Here is a 14,787-nt window from a genome sequence, read left to right as displayed (position 1 = left end):
AAGGACTATTATGGCGACTTACGATCTCATCGAAAGGCTTAACACCACATTTCGGGAAATAGAGCAGGCGTTACTGACCCTGACGGCGCAACTACAGGGCTGCCGCCTGTTGGCCGCCCGCGTCTTTTCCCTGCCCGAGGTGGCGAAAGGCGCGGAACACGACCCGCTGAACACCATTGAGGTAACGCAGCATATCGGTAAAGTGGCGCTGGAACTGACGTTGCAGCACTATCGCCGCCTTTTCATCCAGCAGCAGTCCGAAAATCGCAGCAGTAAGGCCGCCGTTCGCCTGCCCGGCGTCATCTGTCTGCAAACGGATACCGCAACGCGTGAAGCCATTGAGGCGCAAATTACGCATATTAATACGCTGAAAGCCGCCTTCGAGAAAATCGTGACCGTTGAGTCCGGGCTGGCACCGGCTGCCCGTTTTGAATGGGTGCATCGCCAGCTTCCGGGGCTGATCACCCTGAATGCTTACCGCACGCTGACGGTACTGCGCCACCCCGCCACGCTGCGCTTCGGCTGGGCCAACAAGCACATCATTAAAAACTTCACGCGCGACGAGATCCTGGCTCAGCTGGAGAAAAGTCTGAAATCGCCGCGAACGGTCGCCCCGTGGTCGCGGGAACAGTGGATTGAACGGCTGGAGCAGGAGTACCACAGCATTGCCTCCCTGCCGGCTGATACCCGTCTTAAAATAAAGCGTCCGGTGAAGGTGCAGCCTATCGCTCGTGTCTGGTATGCCGGACAGCAAAAGCAGGTGCAATACGCCTGCCCGACACCGCTGATTGCGCTCTACGATGCCGATCAGGGTGCGGTGGTGCCGGATATCGGAGAACTGCTAAACTACGATGCTGAAAACGTTCAGCATCGCTATAAACCCCAGGCACAGCCGCTACAGCTGATTATCCCGCGGCTGCACCTGTATGTGGCGCAGTGATTACCTGATGCTGCCCACCATCGCTTCCGGGCGGACCCAGGCATCAAACTCGGCGTCCGTCAGGTAGCCCAGCGCCAGCGCAGAGGCTTTCAGGGTAAGCCCCTCTTTGTGCGCTTTTTTAGCGATTTCGGCCGCTTTGTCATAACCAATATGGGTGTTTAGCGCCGTGACCAGCATCAGGGACTCATTCAGCAGCTGGCTGATTCGCTCGCGATTAGGCTCAATGCCCACCACGCAGTGCTCGTTAAAGCTCTCCATGCCATCGGCCAGCAGACGAATCGATTGCAGTACGTTGTGGATCACCATCGGGCGATAGACGTTAAGCTCGAAGTTACCCGACGCGCCGCCCATGTTGACCGCAACGTCATTACCCATCACCTGACAGCACAGCATGGTCATGGCTTCGCACTGCGTCGGGTTTACTTTACCCGGCATAATGGAGCTACCCGGCTCGTTTTCCGGAATGCTGATTTCGCCGATGCCGCAGCGCGGGCCGGAGGCCAGCCAGCGCACGTCGTTGGCGATTTTCATCAGCGAGGCTGCCAGCCCTTTCAGCGCGCCATGGGTATGGACCAGCGCATCACAGGTCGCCAGCGCTTCGAATTTATTCGGGGCGGTAACAAACGGCTGCCCGGTGATCTTCGCCAGCTCTTCGGCCACGCGCACCGCGTACTCGGGATGGGTGTTTAACCCGGTGCCAACCGCCGTTCCGCCGAGCGCCAGCTCCGCCAGATGCGGCAGGCTGTTGTCTATATGCTTAAGATTGTGCTCCAGCATCGCCACCCAGCCGGAGATCTCCTGGCCAAGCGTCAGCGGCGTGGCGTCCTGCAGGTGCGTACGACCAATTTTTACAATGTCTCCGAAAGCCTGCGCTTTCTCGTTAAGCGTAGATTTGAGCACGTTGAGTTGCGGGATAAGCTGCTCGCGGATAGCGATGACGGCCGCCACGTGCATGGCCGTCGGGAACACGTCGTTGGAACTCTGGCTTTTATTCACGTCATCGTTCGGGTGAACCTTCCGCTCCATACCGCGTACGCCGCCAAGCAGCTCGCTTGCGCGGTTCGCCAGCACCTCGTTCATGTTCATGTTGCTCTGGGTGCCTGAGCCGGTCTGCCAGATGGCAAGGGGGAATTCGTCGGGATGTTTGCCCGCCAGCACTTCGTCGGCGGCATTGATGATGGCGGAGGCTTTATCGGCATCCAGCAGGCCCAGATCCTGATTGACTTTGGCGGCAGCGCGTTTGGTCAACGCCAGCGCCTGGATTAGCGAGACGGGCATTTTCTCTGTCGAAATGCGGAAATGCTCCAGCGAACGCTGGGTTTGCGCGCCCCATAGCTTGTCGGCCGGGACGTCGATGGCGCCCATGGAGTCTTTCTCGCGGCGATGCATTGTCATTACTTACTCCTTGATAACAAAGATGGGATTGCTCACATGCTTAAGAGATAAGTATTGATGACTTCTGAGAAACGTTATGGCGCTTTGTGCGCTCTTTTTGATGTCGGGTGGCGGCTGCGCCTTACCCGACCTACGAGGATGTAGGCCGGGTAAGCGTCAGCGCCACCCGGCAATTTACAGAATTACTTCACACACGCCGAACACTGGGAAGACTGGATCTGTTTGAAGAAGTCGTTACCTTTGTCATCCACGAGGATAAACGCCGGGAAGTCTTCCACTTCAATTTTCCAGATCGCTTCCATACCCAGTTCCGGGTACTCCACGCACTCGAGGCTCTTGATACTGCCCTGCGCCAGCACCGCTGCCGGACCGCCTATGCTGCCAAGGTAGAAGCCGCCGTGCTTGTGGCACGCGTCCGTCACCTGCTGGCTGCGGTTGCCTTTCGCCAGCATGATCATGCTGCCACCGTTGGCCTGCAACTGGTCGACGTAGGAGTCCATACGGCCCGCCGTGGTTGGGCCTAACGAGCCGGAAGCATACCCATCAGGCGTTTTTGCCGGGCCTGCGTAGTAGATCGGGTGATCTTTAATGTACTGCGGCAGCCCTTCACCGTTGTCCAGGCGCTCTTTCAGCTTCGCATGGGCGATGTCGCGGCCAACAATAATCGTCCCGTTCAGAGAAAGGCGCGTTGAAACCGGATACTGCGAAAGCTGCGCCAGGATCTCCTTCATCGGACGATTCAGGTCAACGCGTACCGCTTCGCCCTCACCCGCTTTACGCAGTTCTTCAGGGATGTATTTGCCCGGGTTGTTCTCCAGCTTTTCGATCCAGATGCCGTCGCGGTTGATCTTCGCTTTGATGTTACGATCCGCAGAGCACGACACGCCCATCCCCACTGGACAGGATGCACCGTGGCGCGGGAGGCGGATCACGCGAATGTCATGCGCGAAGTATTTGCCGCCAAACTGCGCGCCCAGCCCCAGATTCTGCGCTTCGGCCAGCAGTTCCTGCTCAAGCTGCACGTCGCGGAACGCCTGACCATGTTCGTTACCTTCCGTTGGCAGGCCATCGTAGTATTTGGTTGAGGCCAGCTTAACGGTTTTCAGGGTGCTTTCAGCAGACGTACCGCCAATCACAAACGCGATATGGTACGGCGGGCAGGCCGCAGTGCCAAGGGTGCGCATCTTCTCAACCAGATAGTTCTTCAGCTTGCCCGGGGTAAGCAGCGCTTTGGTTTCCTGGTAAAGATAGGTTTTGTTGGCTGAACCGCCGCCTTTGGCAATGCAGAGGAATTTGTACTCGTCACCGTCGACACTGTAGAGGTCAATCTGCGCAGGCAGGTTGGTGCCGGTGTTCACCTCTTTGTACATATCCAGCGCCGCGTTTTGCGAATAGCGCAGGTTATCTTCGGTGTAGGTATTGTAAACGCCGCGCGCCAGCGCCGCTTCGTCACCGCCGCCGGTCCAGACGCGCTGGCCTTTTTTACCGGTGATAATCGCCGTGCCGGTGTCCTGGCAGGTCGGCAGAATGCCTTTCGCCGCGATATCAGAGTTACGCAGGAATTGCAGGGCAACGTACTTGTCGTTCTCGCTGGCTTCCGGATCGCTCAAAATATCGGCAACCTGCTGCTGATGCGCCGGACGGAGCATAAAGGAAGCATCGTGGAAGGCTTGCTGCGCCAGCAGCGTCAGCGCCTGCGGGTCAACTTTGAGGATCTCCTGCCCTTCAAACTCAGAGACAGAAACGTAATCGCGGGTTAACAGGTAATACTCGGTCCGATCCTGACTGAGGGGGAAAGGATCCTGATAATGGAAGGGTTTATTCGACATTGTTCTCTCACTTACTGCTTCGGTCTGTTTATTCAGGGCAGATGTTCCGCTGCCCGGCTTAAAAGCGAGTCAGCTTATCCTACACAATTTTTTAACAAAAACTGAGACTAGTACGACTTTTTACATCCGCAGGTTACTTCCATTCGGTTTATTGCTTTAATACGCGAAGTTAATTCCACATATGAATCAGGGCTTGATAATGCAAAAACTCATCAACTCAGTGCAAAACTACGCCTGGGGAAGTAAAACTGCGTTAACGGATCTCTACGGTATCGCCAACCCGGACAACCTGCCGATGGCAGAGCTGTGGATGGGCGCGCACCCGAAGAGCAGCTCAAAAATTGAAGATGCCAGCGGCCAGGTGCGCAGCCTGCGTGATGTCATCGATGCCGACAAAGCCGCGCTGCTCGGCGATAAAGTGGCGAATCGTTTTGGTGAGCTGCCTTTTCTGTTCAAGGTATTGTGCGCCGACCAGCCGCTCTCCATTCAGGTTCACCCGAACAAAAAAGCCTCTGAGCTGGGCTTTGCCAAAGAAAATGCCGCCGGTATTCCGTTAGACGCCGCAGAGCGTAACTACAAAGATCCTAACCACAAGCCGGAACTGGTTTTCGCCCTTACCCCTTTCCTGGCGATGAATGCCTTCCGCGAGTTTTCCGAGATCATCTCCCTGCTGCAACCGGTCGCTGGGGCTCACAACGCGATCGCCCACTTCCTGGAAAACCCGAACGCAGAAGCCCTGAGCGCGCTGTTTGCCAGCCTGTTGAATATGCAGGGCGAGGAAAAATCCCACGCGCTGGCGGTGCTGAAAGCCGCGCTGAACGGCCAGCAGGGTGAGCCATGGGACACCATTCGCATAATTTCCGCGTTTTATCCGGACGACAGCGGCCTCTTCTCTCCGCTGCTGCTGAACGTGGTGAAGCTCAACCCGGGCGAAGCAATGTTCCTGTTCGCTGAAACCCCGCACGCCTACCTGAATGGCGTGGCACTGGAGGTGATGGCTAACTCCGATAACGTACTGCGCGCGGGCCTGACGCCAAAATACATCGACATCCCTGAGCTGGTTGCCAACGTGAAGTTCGTGGCGAAACCTGCTGCGGAGCTGCTTACTCAGCCGGTGAAAAACGGCGCAGAGCTGGACTTCCCGATTCCGGTTGACGATTTTGCCTTCTCCCTGCATGACCTCAGCGCAGACGAAACCGCCATTGCACAGGAGAGCGCCGCGATCCTGTTCTGTGTGGAAGGCGAAGCGACGTTGCATAACGGTAGCGAGCGTCTGCTGCTTAAACCGGGGGAGTCCGCTTTTGTCCCGGCAAACGAGTCGCCTGTCTTCGTGAGCGGCACTGGTCGCCTGGCGCGCGTTTTTAATAAGCTTTAGGGACTTACTGAATTTTTTAACAACTCTTGCTAAGCTAGTAACAGGCGTTGTAACACCAGGCGGTTTTAACCGCCTGGTTTCATTTTAGGGATAATCGCAATGAAAAAATCGGTCGTAGCGGTAGGAGTGATTGTTGCTTTAGGCGTGATCTGGATGGGTGCTTCCTGGTATACCGGGAAACAGCTGGAAAGCCGTCTGGCAGAGATGATGGCGCAGGCAAACAGCGAGATTAAGCGCAGCGCGCCTGAAGCAGGTCTGGAGCTGAGCTACCAGAACTACCAGCGTGGCGTCTTTACCAGCCATATGCAGGTGGTGGTGAAGCCGGTAGCGGGCAATCAGAACGCCTGGCTGAAACCGGGCCAGAGCGTTGTACTGGATGAAGTGGTCAGCCACGGTCCGTTCCCGCTGGCACAGTTGAAAAAGTTTAACCTGATCCCCTCTATGGCATCCGCCAGAACCGTACTGGTAAATAACGAGGTGACGAAGCCAATTTTCGATATGGCGAAAAATGAGTCGCCGTTCGAGATCAATACCCGCATCAGCTATGCCGGTGATACGCGTTCCGACATCGACCTGAAAGCGCTGAATTACGAACAAGGCACCGATAAAGTCGCCTTCAGCGGCGGTAATTTCCAGCTTGATGCCGATCGCGACGGCAAGAATGTCTCTCTGACCGGCGATGCCGCCAGCGGCCTGGTGAATTCAGTCAATGAATATAACCAGAAGGTCCAGCTTACCTTCAACAACCTGAAAGCCAGCGGCAATAGCCGTATGACCGATTTTGACGAGCGTATTGGCGATCAGAAGCTGAGCCTCGATAAGATCGCCATTGCGATTGAAGGTAAAGAGATGGCAGTGCTGGAAGGCATGGATCTGGACGGCAAGTCTGACGTTTCCAAAGACGGTAAAAGCATCAACACCCAGCTGGATTACAGCCTGAAAAGCCTGAAAGTACAGAATCAGGACCTGGGTACCGGCAAGCTGTCACTGAAAATTGGCAACATTGACGGCCAGGCATGGCACGAATTTAGCCAGAAATACAGCAAAGAGAGTCAGGCTCTGCTGACCGATGCCGCCCTGCAACAGAACCCGCAGGCGTACCAGCAGCAGGCGATGGCCGTGCTGTTTAATAACCTGCCGATCCTGCTGAAAGGCGAGCCGGTAATTACCGTTGCGCCACTGAGCTGGAAAAACGACAAAGGCGAAACCAACTTCAACCTGTCGCTGTTCCTGAAGGATCCGGCGGCCGCGACCGGCGAGCCGCAGACCCTGGCGCAGGAAGTTGACCGCAGCGTGAAATCGCTCGACAGCAAGCTGACCATCCCGATGGATATGGCAACCGAGTTCATGACGCAGATTGCGAAACTCGAAGGGTATGGTGAAGAAGATGCAGGTAAACTGGCAAACCAACAGGTGAAAGGCCTGGCGGCGATGGGCCAGATGTTCCGCATCACGAAGGTGGAAGACAACACCATTTCCACCAGCCTGCAATATGCTAATGGCCAGGTAACGCTCAACGGCGATAAAATGCCGCTGGAAGATTTTGTCGGCATGTTTGGTATGCCGACGCTGGGCATTCCGGCACCGGCTGAACCGGCAGCGCCGCCAGCAGTACCGCAGCAGTAAACGAAAAACCCCTCGCATGAGGGGTTTTTTTATTGCCAGGCGATGTGCAGCGGAGATTACTTCACCGTCACTAACCGCGCCGCCACAATCTGATGCCCGGCCTGCACGTCCGTATTTTCAATACGCTGCATAATTCGGTCTGCCAGGGTGTATCCCATTTCACGAGCCGGCGTCGTCGCCCAGACGATGGGGAGATCGTCTAGCGCATTTTCACCGACATCCGCAAATGCCCCCAGCGCCACCTGATGGCCGAAGAACGTTTCTACCCCGCCCTCACCGCTCTGGCGTCCGGCGCGGATCAAGCCGAACCACGCCCCCATCGCAATCACATCGTTATAGCAAATCACCGCGCTGATCGTCGGGCTGTTGCGAAGCAACGTGCCGATGGCTTCGGCGGCTTTTTTCTGGCTGGACTCACACTCCACCACCCATTCGCTGTGAAACGGCAGGCCGTATTTGATGAGCGTGGAGCAGTAACCGCCCACCCGCTCCGCACGCGTCAGGGACGAGCTTTTACCGCCGAGCCAGGCGATGCGCTGATGGCCGCGATGAATAAGATGCTCGGTCAGCATTTGCGCGGCCTGCATGTTATCCGGCCGAAGGGTATCGGCTTCGTCGAGATAGCTGGCGCGCGACGCAAACACCAGCGGTACGCCTTTCTGCGCCGCGCGCTCACACAATTCACTGCCCACACCGGACGCGCCGGCCACGATCACCCCATCCACCCCTTGCGTCAGCAGCATATCCAGCCTGGAGAGCAGTTGCTCCGGTTCGCGCCCACCGTGGAGCAGGAAAACCATTCGTCCCTGCGCTTCAAGCGCCTCGGTAAGCCCGGCGGTCAGTTCTGCATAAAACGGCGACGCGAGGTCGCGAACAATCAGCCCTATCACCCCGCTTTGCCCACCGCGCAGCGCCGACGCCTGGCGATTACGCACAAAGCCCAGTTGCTCAACGGCCTCGTTGACGCGCTGACCCGTAGCAGGAGAGATGCGCCCCTTCCCGCTCAATACCAGCGAAACGGTGCTAACGGAAACCCCCGCCGCCAGCGCGACATCGTTGATGGTGATCTTTTTCGCTACAGCCATGTGGTGGCGTGACTCCTTGATAATGAGATCGCTAAAACGTTTTATCAATACGTTATCTTTATACTACCAGTAAAAGCCTGAGAATGTGATTTAGCGCGCACTAAAGTTTGATAAAACGTTTTATCTTCTCGCCCCATCGCGGTCGTTAAATCTCTTTCTACCATTTAAGGAGTCGTTTTATGACGACGAAAGCAGCACAAAAAATATCGCTGTGGGAGTTTTTCCAGCAACTGGGTAAAACCTTTATGCTGCCCGTGGCGCTTCTCTCATTCTGCGGGATTATGCTGGGGATCGGCAGCTCGTTAAGCAGCCACGACGTCATTACCCTGATCCCTTTCCTCGGAAATCCGGTACTTCAGGCGATCTTCATCTGGATGAGCAAGGTCGGCTCTTTTGCCTTTAGCTTCCTGCCGGTAATGTTCTGTATCGCCATTCCTCTGGGTCTGGCGCGCGAAAACAAAGGCGTGGCGGCGTTTGCGGGCTTCGTTGGCTATGCGGTCATGAACCTTGCGGTTAACTTCTGGCTGACCGCCAAAGGGATCCTGCCCACGACCGACGCGGCGGTACTGAAAGCCAATAACATTCAGAGCGTGATTGGAATTCAGTCCATCGATACCGGGATCCTTGGAGCCGTGATCGCGGGAGTGATCATCTGGATGCTGCACGAGCGCTTTCATAACATCCGCCTGCCCGATGCGCTGGCCTTCTTCGGCGGCACCCGCTTTGTGCCAATCATTACGCTGGTTGTGATGGGTCTGTTTGGTCTGATCATCCCTCTGATATGGCCGGTTTTTGCCATGGGGATCACCGGTATTGGCCGCATTATCAACGGCGCGGGTGATTTCGGCCCGATGATTTTCGGTACGGGTGAACGTCTGCTGCTGCCATTTGGTTTACAGCACATCCTGGTTGCCCTGATCCGTTTTACTGAAGCAGGCGGCACTATGGACGTTTGCGGTCATTCCGTTAGCGGCGCGCTGACCATCTTCCAGGCCCAGCTGAGCTGCCCGACCACGCACGGCTTCTCTGAAAGTGCGACGCGTTTCCTCTCTCAGGGTAAAATGCCTGCCTTCCTCGGCGGCCTGCCGGGCGCTGCGCTGGCGATGTACCACTGCGCCCGCCCGGAAAATCGTCATAAAATTAAAGGCCTGCTGATCTCCGGCGTTATTGCCTGCGTGGTGGGCGGTACGACAGAACCTATCGAGTTCCTGTTCCTGTTCGTGGCACCGGTGTTATACCTCATCCACGCCGTACTGACAGGCCTGGGCTTCACCGTGATGGCTGTGCTCGGTGTAACCATCGGTAACACTGACGGTAACGTGATTGACTTCGTGGTATTCGGTATCCTGCACGGCCTGTCCACCAAGTGGTATCTGGTGCCGGTTGTGGCCGCCATCTGGTTCGCGGTTTACTACGGGATCTTCCGCTTCGCCATCACCCGCTTTAACCTGAAAACGCCTGGCCGCGATACCGATACGGCCACCAGCGTTGAACAGGCAGTGGCCGGTACCGTTGGGAAATCCGGATATAACACGCCGGCTATTCTGGCGGCGCTGGGCGGTGCGGATAACATTACCTCTCTGGATAACTGCATCACCCGCCTGCGTTTGTCGGTGGCGGACATGTCCAAAGTGGATACCAATGCACTTAAAGCTAACCGGGCTATCGGCGTGGTACAGTTAAATCAACACAATTTGCAGGTCGTCATTGGCCCGCAGGTACAGTCAGTGAAGGATGAGCTGGCAACCCTGATGCGAACCGTCGAAGCCTGATGCCTCGCCCCCCTCGTCATGAGGGGGTTTTACTTTACGGAGCACCGTCATGTTTGATTTTTCTACCGTCGTGGATCGACACGGCACCTGGTGTACCCAGTGGGATTATGTCGCTGACCGTTTTGGGGCTGCCGACCTGCTGCCCTTCACCATCTCTGATATGGATTTCGCCACCGCTCCCTGTATTACCGATGCGCTGCACCAGCGCATCAACCACGGCGTGTTTGGCTACAGCCGCTGGAAAAATGACGAATTTCTGGCTGCCGTGGCGCACTGGTTCCGGCAACGCTTTAACAGTCAGATTGATACCGAAACCGTAGTGTATGGGCCGTCGGTCATTTATATGGTCTCGGAGCTGATCCGCATATGGTCCGCGCCTGGCGACGGTGTGGTGGTTCATACCCCGGCTTACGATGCCTTTTATAAAGCCATTGAAGGCAACCAGCGTACCGTTGTTTCCGTGCCGATGCAGAAAACGGCGCGTGGCTGGGACGGCAATATGGCCGCGCTGGAAGCGGCGCTGGCAAAACCGGAAAACACGGTTCTGCTGCTGTGTAGCCCGCAAAATCCAACCGGCAAAGTCTGGACGCGGGAAGAGCTGGCCACAATTGCAACGCTTTGCAGCCGTCATGATGTGGCGGTAATCAGCGACGAAATTCATATGGACATGGTATGGGGCACGCATCGCCATACCCCGTGGAATGAGGTTGCGGACGGTAAATGGGCGCTGCTGACCTCGGGTTCTAAAAGCTTCAATATTCCGGCACTGACGGGCGCCTGGGGGCTTATCGCCGATGACGACAGCCGTAACGCCTATCTGAATGCATTAAAAGGGCGGGACGGACTCTCTTCCCCTTCCGTGCTGGCGCTGACCGCGCACATTGCTGCTTACCGGCAGGGCGAACCCTGGCTGGACGCGCTGCGGGCCTATCTCGAAGAAAACCTGCGCTACATTGCTGACGAACTGAATGCTGCATTTCCAACACTCAACTGGCAACCGCCAGAGGCCACCTATCTGGCCTGGATTGATCTCAGCCCACTCGGTATTGATGACAATACGCTGCAAAACGTGCTGATTGAACAGCAAAAAGTGGCCATCATGCCGGGATATACTTATGGGGATGAAGGTAAAGGCTATGTTCGACTGAACGCTGGCTGTCCTCGCAGTAAGCTCGAACAGGGCGTTAAGCGCCTTATTGCGGGTATCAACACTCTGCTGTAAATTATTTGCGCAACGGAATATTCCCTTGCGCAAATAGCTTTTTCCCCCGTTTTGTTTTTATAATATGGCGCACTTTAACCAGCAAAGAGTGCGACCATGATTGATACACGCCTGCCTTTAACTGATATTCACCGCCACCTCGACGGGAACATTCGTGCCCAAACTATTCTCGATCTTGGTCGCCAGTTCAATTTAACGCTTCCTGCCGAAACGCTTGAAACCCTGATCCCCCATGTCCAGGTGACGTCGAACGAGCCGGATCTGGTAAGTTTTCTGAGCAAGCTTGACTGGGGCGTGAAGATGCTGGCCTCGCTCGATGCCTGTCGCCGTGTCGCCTTTGAAAACATCGAAGATGCCGCTCGCAACGGCCTGCACTATGTCGAACTGCGTTTCTCTCCGGGCTATATGGCGATGACCCACAGTCTCCCCGTAGCGGGCGTGGTTGAAGCGGTCATTGAGGGCGTGCGTGAAGGTTGCAAAACCTTTGACGTTCAGGCGCGTTTGATCGGCATTATGAGCCGTACCTTCGGTGAAGCGGCCTGTCTTCAGGAGCTGGAAGCGTTACTGGCGCATCGCGACCAGATCACCGCCATCGACCTGGCCGGTGATGAGTTGGGCTTCCCGGGCAGCCTGTTCCTGTCTCATTTCAACCGCGCACGTGATGCAGGATGGCATATTACCGTTCATGCTGGCGAAGCCGCGGGGCCGGAAAGCATCTGGCAGGCCATTCGTGAACTGGGTGCGGAACGTATTGGTCACGGTGTGAAAGCCATTGAAGATCGCGCGCTGATGGATTTCCTCGCCGAACAACGTATTGGAATCGAATCCTGCCTGACCTCCAATATTCAGACCAGTACAGTGGCGTCGCTGGCGCAACACCCGCTGAAAACCTTCCTTGAACACGGGGTGCTGGCTTCACTGAACACGGACGATCCGGCGGTTCAGGGCGTGGATATTATTCACGAATACAACATCGCCGCGCCGCAGGCCGGGCTGAGCCGCGAGCAGATCCGTCAGGCGCAAATCAACGGGCTGGAGATCGCCTTCCTGACGCCTGAAGAGAAACAGGCGCTGCGCGATAAAGTTGCTCAGTAGTCCTCTTTACTGCCGGGTGGCGCTGCGCTTACCCGGCCTACGAAAGCGTTTGGCACTTATGCCAGACAGAGCGTTGCGCGATGTTTGGCGGATTCGATCCCCAGCTCGATGAGCTCCATAATCTGGATTGCCTGGCTCGCCGGAACCGGATTTTCACCTGAACCGTTCAGCGCGTCACGAATTGCGGCGTAATACGCTGGATAGTTCCCAGGCTGGGTCAACACCGTCTCTTCAACCAGTACCTCACCCTCCGCACGCGTCACCACCCCGTCCCGCATGTCGTAGCCCCAGTCCTCCTGCGGTAAGCGTTCGCCATTTTTGAGGCGCTCTTCCTGCGGATCCAGGCCGAACTTCACATAGCTGCCGCGCGCCCCGTGAAGGATATAGCGGGCCGATTCCGCCGCCGCAAGCATTGTCCCGTGCAGCACAATGCGCCGCTGCGGATAACTCAAAACGGCGTGGAAATAGTCGGTGGTCTGCGCCCCCGGCCTGAGCTGAGCTAAATCGACCGTCATGCTTACGGGCAGACCAAACAGATGAACGGCCTGATCGAGAAGATGCGGCGCTAAGTCATACCAGATGCCGCTGCCCGGTCCCGCCTGCTCGCGCCAGCGATCTCGCACCTGCGGACGATAACGATCGAAGTGAGACTCAAAAAAAGCAATTTCGCCGAGCGTGCCTTCGTTTATCAGCGCTTTGATCGTCAGGAAATCACTATCCCAGCGTCGGTTGTGAAAGACCGACAATAACCGACCCAGGCTTCGCGCCATCGCATCCAGCTCGCGCGCCTGTGACAACGTCACGGTAAAAGGCTTATCGACAACGACATGTTTGCCAGCCTCCAGCGCCGCTTTCGCCAGGGGGAAATGGGTGTCGTTAGGGGTGGGAATGACAATAAGGTCAATATTAGGATCGTTAAACAGATGCTTAGGCTCCGTTACCACCGGCACGGCTGGCCAGTCGGCATGGACTTTGGTTTCATCGCTGCTTGTGATAGCCGCCAGTTCCATTCCCGGCGTGCCGGCAACCAGCGGCGCATGAAAGGTTTTGCTTGCGTACCCGTAGCCAATAAGACCGACGCGGATGTTTTCACTCATCGTATGCCCCCTCGCTGTGCGCTTATTTATCACTGGCCTTGTGCTTAACGCACAGGTTAATAATGTGCCCTGTGAGTTAAAATAGCATCTCGCGACAGCTTTTTTTGTTACCTCGCATTAAAGTGTGTATATGGGGCCCGGGAATCGTTCCCAAAGCGCTTGCTCTGTCGAAAAGGCCGCTGTAACATTTGTAATCTGTATTTATGGATAAATTACAAACACAAAATATGTCATCAATAATTAATCGAATCATTGAATTAGCGGGATGGATTGTCCTTGGCGTTTCAGTCGTGTTGCTCGGCATTGCCAGCCATATCGATAACTACCAGCCGCCGGAGCCTGTTACTGTTGCTCAACAAAAGTAAGCCGCATCGTCATAAAGCGTGACACATTACGTCATGGAACGTATTGCCAGCCGTAATGAACGGGGTTACCCTTCTCTTCCAGGCATCTGCTGATGCCTGAATCTTCGCAAAGAAAACTCCTAATTTCGTCGCGTTACCCGAGTGGACAGTTTACGTCTTTATTAATCCGTTTATTATTCGAACGCATTACCTTTATGGGTATTACCCTTTTATATGGAAACTTATTAATATGACAGTTCAGGACTATTTATTAAAATTTCGCAAGATCAATTCCCTCGAAAGCCTGGAAAAACTGTTTGACCATCTGAACTACACGCTGTCGGATAATCAGGACATCATCAATATGTACCGCGCGGCTGACCATCGTCGCGCCGAACTCGTCTCTGGCGGTCGTCTGTTCAACGTGGGGGAAGTACCTAAATCTGTCTGGCGTTACGTTGTATAAGAAAGTAGCCTTCGGCGTGAAATGTTATATACTCTCCGCCCTGCAAATTTCTGTATAACATTTCGCGCAGACTATGGGAGAGCGTATGACCGCATTGCCTGGAGAGAGAATTGGGGGCTGGTTAATCGCCCCGCTGGCATGGCTGCTGGTGGCTTTATTAAGCGCTTCGCTGGCGCTGTTGCTTTACACCACTGCACTGGTTACTCCTCATGCTATCCAGACACTGATGTCTCAGAGCGCGCTCAATATTGCGACGTGGTTTGTGTCGTTCGTTTTCGCAATCGCGATGTGGTACTACACGCTTTGGCTGACCATCGCCTTCTTCAAACGCCGCAAAAGCGTGCCGAAACATTACATTATCTGGCTGCTGATCTCCGTGCTGCTTGCCGTCAAAGCGTTCGCTTTTTCGCCAGTTTCTGACGCACTGGCGGTTCGCCAGCTACTCTTTCCGTTGCTTGCAACGGCGCTTCTGGTGCCCTATTTCAAGCGGTCGACGCGCGTTAAGAAGACCTTCGTTAACCCGTAATAACCTTACAGTTAA

Annotated in this window: 13 protein-coding genes; 9 read left to right on the top strand and 4 right to left on the bottom strand. The window is 55.6% G+C overall.

Annotated features, from left to right (window positions below):
• Positions 1-10: 10 nt before the first annotated feature.
• Positions 11-940 carry a DNA replication terminus site-binding protein gene (gene tus / locus ACQG11_RS19810; protein WP_022647930.1) on the top strand — a complete coding sequence of 310 codons (930 nt, stop codon included), beginning with the start codon at positions 11-13 and terminating at the stop codon, positions 938-940.
• Here tus and fumC read toward each other — a convergent pair whose 3' ends face one another.
• Positions 941-2,335, bottom strand: coding sequence for a class II fumarate hydratase (fumC, locus tag ACQG11_RS19805; protein ID WP_426728689.1), 1,395 nt, complete (start codon positions 2,333-2,335; stop codon positions 941-943).
• Between the two features lie 182 nt (positions 2,336-2,517).
• Entirely contained in the window at positions 2,518-4,164 is a 1,647-nt protein-coding gene (fumA, locus tag ACQG11_RS19800; RefSeq protein WP_022647928.1) for a class I fumarate hydratase FumA, read from the bottom strand.
• Between the two features lie 199 nt (positions 4,165-4,363).
• Between fumA and manA the strand changes: the two genes are divergently transcribed.
• Positions 4,364-5,539 (top strand): mannose-6-phosphate isomerase, encoded by a 1,176-nt coding sequence (gene manA / locus ACQG11_RS19795; protein ID WP_048966442.1) that lies wholly within the window; start codon positions 4,364-4,366, stop codon positions 5,537-5,539.
• Positions 5,540-5,638: 99 nt separating this feature from the next.
• Positions 5,639-7,165: a YdgA family protein gene (locus tag ACQG11_RS19790; RefSeq protein WP_426728688.1), complete on the top strand. Its 1,527-nt coding sequence runs from the start codon at positions 5,639-5,641 to the stop codon at positions 7,163-7,165.
• A gap of 56 nt (positions 7,166-7,221) precedes the next feature.
• Here the strand turns inward: ACQG11_RS19790 and ACQG11_RS19785 are convergent, their stop codons facing one another.
• On the bottom strand, positions 7,222-8,250 hold the full coding sequence (locus ACQG11_RS19785; RefSeq protein ID WP_022647925.1) for a Mal regulon transcriptional regulator MalI: 1,029 nt from the start codon (positions 8,248-8,250) through the stop codon (positions 7,222-7,224).
• A gap of 179 nt (positions 8,251-8,429) precedes the next feature.
• On the opposite strand from ACQG11_RS19785, the gene malX reads away from it, so the two are divergent.
• The 3 genes from malX (at position 8,430) to add (ending at position 12,339) form a co-directional block, all read left to right on the top strand.
• Entirely contained in the window at positions 8,430-10,022 is a 1,593-nt protein-coding gene (gene malX, locus ACQG11_RS19780) for a maltose/glucose-specific PTS transporter subunit IIBC (RefSeq protein ID WP_023299967.1), read from the top strand.
• 49 nt (positions 10,023-10,071) lie between these two features.
• Positions 10,072-11,244, top strand: coding sequence for a MalY/PatB family protein (locus ACQG11_RS19775; protein ID WP_426728687.1), 1,173 nt, complete (start codon positions 10,072-10,074; stop codon positions 11,242-11,244).
• Positions 11,245-11,340: 96 nt separating this feature from the next.
• Entirely contained in the window at positions 11,341-12,339 is a 999-nt protein-coding gene (gene add, locus ACQG11_RS19770; RefSeq protein WP_022647922.1) for an adenosine deaminase, read from the top strand.
• 56 nt (positions 12,340-12,395) lie between these two features.
• Here add and ACQG11_RS19765 read toward each other — a convergent pair whose 3' ends face one another.
• A complete protein-coding gene (locus tag ACQG11_RS19765; RefSeq protein WP_105322722.1) occupies positions 12,396-13,436 on the bottom strand; it encodes an oxidoreductase in 1,041 nt (346 codons plus the stop codon).
• Between the two features lie 239 nt (positions 13,437-13,675).
• On the opposite strand from ACQG11_RS19765, the gene blr reads away from it, so the two are divergent.
• The 3 genes from blr to ACQG11_RS19750 all read left to right on the top strand — a co-directional run bounded on the left by blr (position 13,676) and on the right by ACQG11_RS19750 (position 14,772).
• Positions 13,676-13,801: a division septum protein Blr gene (blr, locus tag ACQG11_RS19760; RefSeq protein WP_151884424.1), complete on the top strand. Its 126-nt coding sequence runs from the start codon at positions 13,676-13,678 to the stop codon at positions 13,799-13,801.
• A gap of 229 nt (positions 13,802-14,030) precedes the next feature.
• Complete coding sequence (ydgT, locus tag ACQG11_RS19755; protein WP_000217941.1) at positions 14,031-14,246, top strand: transcription modulator YdgT; 216 nt, start codon at positions 14,031-14,033, stop codon at positions 14,244-14,246.
• Positions 14,247-14,331: 85 nt separating this feature from the next.
• Positions 14,332-14,772 carry a DUF2569 domain-containing protein gene (locus ACQG11_RS19750; protein WP_426728686.1) on the top strand — a complete coding sequence of 147 codons (441 nt, stop codon included), beginning with the start codon at positions 14,332-14,334 and terminating at the stop codon, positions 14,770-14,772.
• Positions 14,773-14,787: the final 15 nt, after the last annotated feature.

This window comes from Enterobacter cloacae complex sp. 372C4, from assembly GCF_050030615.1.
GTDB classification, from domain to species: Bacteria; Pseudomonadota; Gammaproteobacteria; order Enterobacterales; family Enterobacteriaceae; genus Enterobacter; species Enterobacter intestinihominis.
This window is presented reverse-complemented; position numbering and strand designations above follow the sequence as displayed.